The organism is bacterium, assembly GCA_035703895.1.
Taxonomy (GTDB): domain Bacteria; phylum Sysuimicrobiota; class Sysuimicrobiia; order Sysuimicrobiales; family Segetimicrobiaceae; genus Segetimicrobium.
Window position 1 is genome coordinate 1 of record DASSXJ010000038.1, and the last position, 4,331, is coordinate 4,331.

5 protein-coding genes are annotated in these 4,331 nt (G+C 64.8%); 4 read left to right on the plus strand and 1 reads right to left on the minus strand.

The window, feature by feature from the left end; all coding sequences use genetic code 11:
- From VFP86_02935 to VFP86_02950, 4 genes are all read left to right on the plus strand, one after another.
- The coding region (locus VFP86_02935; GenBank protein ID HET8998582.1) for a branched-chain amino acid ABC transporter permease at nucleotides 1-707 on the plus strand (707 nt) is incomplete at its 5' end.
- A gap of 4 nt (nucleotides 708-711) precedes the next feature.
- A complete protein-coding gene (locus tag VFP86_02940) occupies nucleotides 712-1,686 on the plus strand; it encodes a branched-chain amino acid ABC transporter permease (protein ID HET8998583.1) in 975 nt (324 codons plus the stop codon).
- Nucleotides 1,683-2,408, plus strand: coding sequence for an ABC transporter ATP-binding protein (locus VFP86_02945; GenBank protein ID HET8998584.1), 726 nt, complete (start codon nucleotides 1,683-1,685; stop codon nucleotides 2,406-2,408). Before VFP86_02940 ends, VFP86_02945 begins: the two co-directional genes overlap by 4 nt.
- Nucleotides 2,409-2,422: 14 nt before the next feature.
- Nucleotides 2,423-3,166 (plus strand): ABC transporter ATP-binding protein, encoded by a 744-nt coding sequence (locus VFP86_02950; protein HET8998585.1) that lies wholly within the window; start codon nucleotides 2,423-2,425, stop codon nucleotides 3,164-3,166.
- A 604-nt stretch (nucleotides 3,167-3,770) separates the two neighbouring features.
- On the opposite strand, the gene VFP86_02955 is transcribed toward VFP86_02950, so the two are convergent.
- Nucleotides 3,771-4,331: SagB/ThcOx family dehydrogenase (locus tag VFP86_02955; protein HET8998586.1), on the minus strand; the 561-nt coding region annotated here is incomplete at its 5' end.

The following is a 4,331-nucleotide window of genomic DNA, read 5'->3' on the forward strand; positions in this document are numbered from 1 at the left end:
TGTTCATCGCGATGGCCGTCGTCTTCGGATTCGGCATCGTGCTGGAGCGGTTGCTGCTCACGCCGCTCTACAGCGAGCGGACCGAGCGGAAGGACGAGTACGGCATCATCGTCACATTCGGCCTCGCGTTCTTTCTGCGCAACATGGCGATCATCGTCTTCGGGGTGTTCCCCCTCAAGCCGCCGTCGTTTGTGGACGGGGTGCAGCGGATCGGGGCGCTCGTGGTATCGAACGACCGGCTGGTTGCCGGAGTCGTCGGCCTGCTCCTGATCTTCGCGCTCCTGTACTTCATGAACGGCACGATCTGGGGACAGGCCCTCGATGCCGTCAGCCAGTCCCGCGACTCGGCATCGATCGTCGGCATCAATCCGCGTCGCTTCAACACGCTGGCGTACGCGGTGGGAGCGGCGCTCGCCGCGGCCGCGGGCGCACTCATCGGGCCGATCTTCTCGCTGTCTCCCGATATGGGCGTCTTGCCCAACATCCAGTCGTACGTGATCGTGATCCTCGGGGGCATGGGCTCGGTCCTCGGCAGTGTCATCGCCGGCATCGTGCTGGGTGAATCGCAGGCCTTGTTCACGGCATTCCTGCCCGATATCACGCGGGCGCTGTCGTACTCGAACGCCTTCAGCGTCTTCGTGCTGATGGTTGTGCTGATGTTTCGGCCGACCGGGATCTTCGGCCGCCGGCATCTACGGATGGAATAGGACCGTGCGGGGACTGCACGCCGCCGTTCTCCTCATCGCCGCCGCGCTGGCGCTGGGGTACGGGCACCTGCTCAGTTCGTACTGGATGCACGTCGCGATCATCGCAATGTTCTACGGTATTCTGACCGCCAGCTGGTCGCTGCTGGCCGGGTACGCCGGCCTGTTCTCGCTCGGCCACATGGCGTTTGCCTCGGTGGGCGGCTACACGTCGGCGCTGCTGGTGCAGTGGTCCGGGATCCCTGTTCCGCTCGGGATGGCGGCGGGCGTGGCCGTGTGCTGCGTGCTCGGGGGCTGGATCGGCTGGGTATGCCTGCGCATGACCGGTCCGTACCTGGCGATCTTCACCCTCGCGTTCTCGGAGATCGTGCGCATCACCGCCTCGACCGAAATCGGGGTGACCGGCGGCATGTCGGGCCTGCTCACCGTCCAATTGTTCCATAGCGCCTCACGGTTGCCGTACTTCTACACGGCGTTCGGTCTGCTCGCCGGTTCGCTCGCACTCATGGGCTTCATCGTGCACTCCCGTTGGGGCCTGTTCCTCAAAGCGATCCGCGAGGACGAACAGGCCGCTGCGGCGTCCGGGGTGGCCGTCGCCCGCTTTCGCATCCTCGCGTTTGCGATCGCGAGCGGCTTCGCGGGGCTCGCCGGCAGCTTCTTCGCCCACTACAACGTCGTACTCACCCCCGATCTCGGCGACCTCGACCGGATGGCCTTTATCGTTGTGATGACCGTGATCGGCGGCATGGAACGGATCCCCACAGCGGTGGGCGGTGCGTTCGCCGTGGAGTTTCTGCTCGAATACCTTCGGGCGTTTGGCATATGGCGTTTTGTGATTTTCGGGGTGCTGCTGTTGCTGACCATGCGCTTCGCCCGCAACGGCCTGTTGACCCCGCTGTGGCAGCAGTTCCTCCGGCTTGGCGAGGTGCGCGGCGGCCGCCCGGCGCCGAGGGACGTCGGCCAGGAAGGGTCGCGCGTATGACGGAGCAGGGTCCCCTGGTGCGGGGGCGGATGCTCCAGAAGCGCTTCGGCGGCATCGTGGCGGTCGATGCGGTCGAGTTCGTCGTAGCCGAGGGCGATCTCATCGGATTGATCGGGCCCAACGGTTCCGGAAAGACGACGCTCATCAACCTGCTCACCGGACACTTGACGCCGGACGGGGGCGAGGTCTTTTTCGACGGCCGGCGGGCCAACGGCCTCCCGCCGCACATCTTCGCGGCTCACGGCATCGCCCGAACGTTCCAGCTGACGCAGTTGTTCGGCCGCATGACCGTCCTCGAGAACATGCTCGTCCCGGGGCTGACGCGGTCGCGGTCGACGTGGGGCGCGGCGGCGAGCCGCGCGCGCGGGTATCTCCAGTTCCTGAACCTGTCGCACCTCGAGCACCTGGAAGCCAAGAACCTCTCGGGCGGCCAGCAGAAACTTCTCGAGCTCGGGCGCGCGTTGATGCTGGAGCCGGCGGTGCTGTTCCTCGACGAGCCGTTCGCGGGGGTCCATCCTCACCTGCGGGACGAGCTCATCAAGCGGATTCAGGAGCTCCATCGATCGGGCCGCACCTTCGTGGTCGTCGACCACGACATGGAATCGATTCTGCGGATCGCGCAGCGGCTCGTGGTCATGGCGAGAGGGCGCAAGATCGCGGACGGCCCCCCCGCCGCGGTGCGGGCGGACCAGACTGTGCTTGCCGCCTACTCCGGGCTCTAGCGGTGGCCGCCGCGATGGACACCACAGCTCCCTGGCTGACCGCGAGGAATCTCGTGGCGGGGTACCTCCCCGGCATCAGCATCCTCCGGGGCGTGTCGGTGGACGCCGTGCGCGGACAGATCCGGTGCGTGCTCGGGCCTAACGGCACGGGGAAATCGACGCTCTTGAAGACGCTGTTCGGGTTTCTGCCACCGTGGGACGGCGACGTGCAGTTGGAGGGCCGGGACTTCCGGGGTGTGCTGCCGCACGAGATGGGACGGCACGGCGTTGCGTACCTTCCGCAGCGCCCCAGCATCTTCCCATACCTGTCGGTGGAGGTAAACCTCCGCCTTGGGGTCTGGCAGTACAAACGCGATCGCCGCCGCGTCGAGGAGCTCGTAGAGCGCGCGCTGGATCGGTTCCCGATGCTGCGCGAAAGGCAGCGGCAGCCTGCGGGCACTCTGAGCGGCGGCCAGCAGCGGCAGCTGGAGATCGCCAGGAGCCTCATGCTCGACCCCGTCATGTTTCTGATCGACGAGCCCACCGCGGGGATCGAGCCGCGGGTGGCCGCATTCATCTACGGCCTCATCAAGGAGATCGCAGCACAGGACAAGGCCATTCTCCTGGTCGATCAGAACATCAAGCGGGCCCTGGAGATCGCGGATTACGTGTACGTGATGCGGACCGGCACGGTCCTATCGGAAGGGTCCCGAGAGGCGTTCGGTGGTGACACGGAGGCCCTGGTGGCCCGCTGGCTGTACGCCAGCGGGAACACCTAGGCCGCCTTTCTCATCCCCCACTTTCCGCGGCGGAACTATATGGCCGGCTTCAGGTCGGGGGTCGCGACGTGCCAGACGCCGTTCTGTGGTCCATTCCGGCCCTCCCCCTGAACATCGCCAGGCTTGGAATCAACCCCAAACCTATAGAGTAAGTGGCCATTGTAACTCACCTGGGACCCGTTGGCGGTCTTGATGATCGCAAGCTTACCCGTCACCGAGGCCGGGGCCTTTGGAGCGACGGCCCCCAACAATGGTGGCCAGGCACCGGAACACGCTCCTGTACAGGCGCTCGATGTCGCGGTATCGGACGTCAGATAGTAGAGGCTCATGCCTTTCGCGTCCACAAGAATCGGCTGCGACTTCCCATCAATCATGGCGCTGGCCACGTTGAGGGTAGTAGATTGGCTAGGCGGCTGGGTCGGCTGGGGAGTCGTTGGGTAGTTGTATTGAAGCGGCCGCGTAGAGCTCCGGCAGGTTTTCCTACAGCCGCACGACCGCATGGAGCCCCAGCTCATCCCTGGCGCTCTACACGAATGATTATTGACCCTCTCATTCAGGTCGAAAGAGCCGCGAGAGTGGACGCGGAGATGGGTCCAAATAAGATTCAGCTTTGCACCGGGTCGAAATCGACACGGTCGCCGCGTGGGCGATCTGGCCGTGGGCTGGTGGGGTCGGGAGTACCGACCCCGTTAAGGAGGAGGATAGGCTCAGCGAGGTAATCGAGCCCGAGCTGGTCCTCAAACATCACGTCCCGCAAAGCTGCGGTGGTGAAGGGCGCCAAGCCGAGCCAAGTAGCTACGAGCGCGAACGTCTGGCCGAGGTGGCCGACATCCATCATGGCGGCGCGGAAGACGCGGCTGGAGCCGTATTTCCAGGAAAGACGTTTCGCGCTAAAGGTCATGAGGAACGCTGCGCCGGCCTCGGACACCCAGTTCTGTCCCCCGCACGCGTCGCCGATCCATGGCCGGGGGTCTTGGCGCGAGAGCATGACCAAGCCATGGCGGCGGACGGAATAGTGGTATAGCCCAGGCTCAAATCCCTCAACGTTCATCAATATTGGGTATACTTCCGTACCGTGCAGAGAACCGCCGGACGGAGACGTCTTTCGCAGGAACACGTCACCAAAATCGTTGCGCTGAACAGATGTCGCCCCCCATACGTAAAA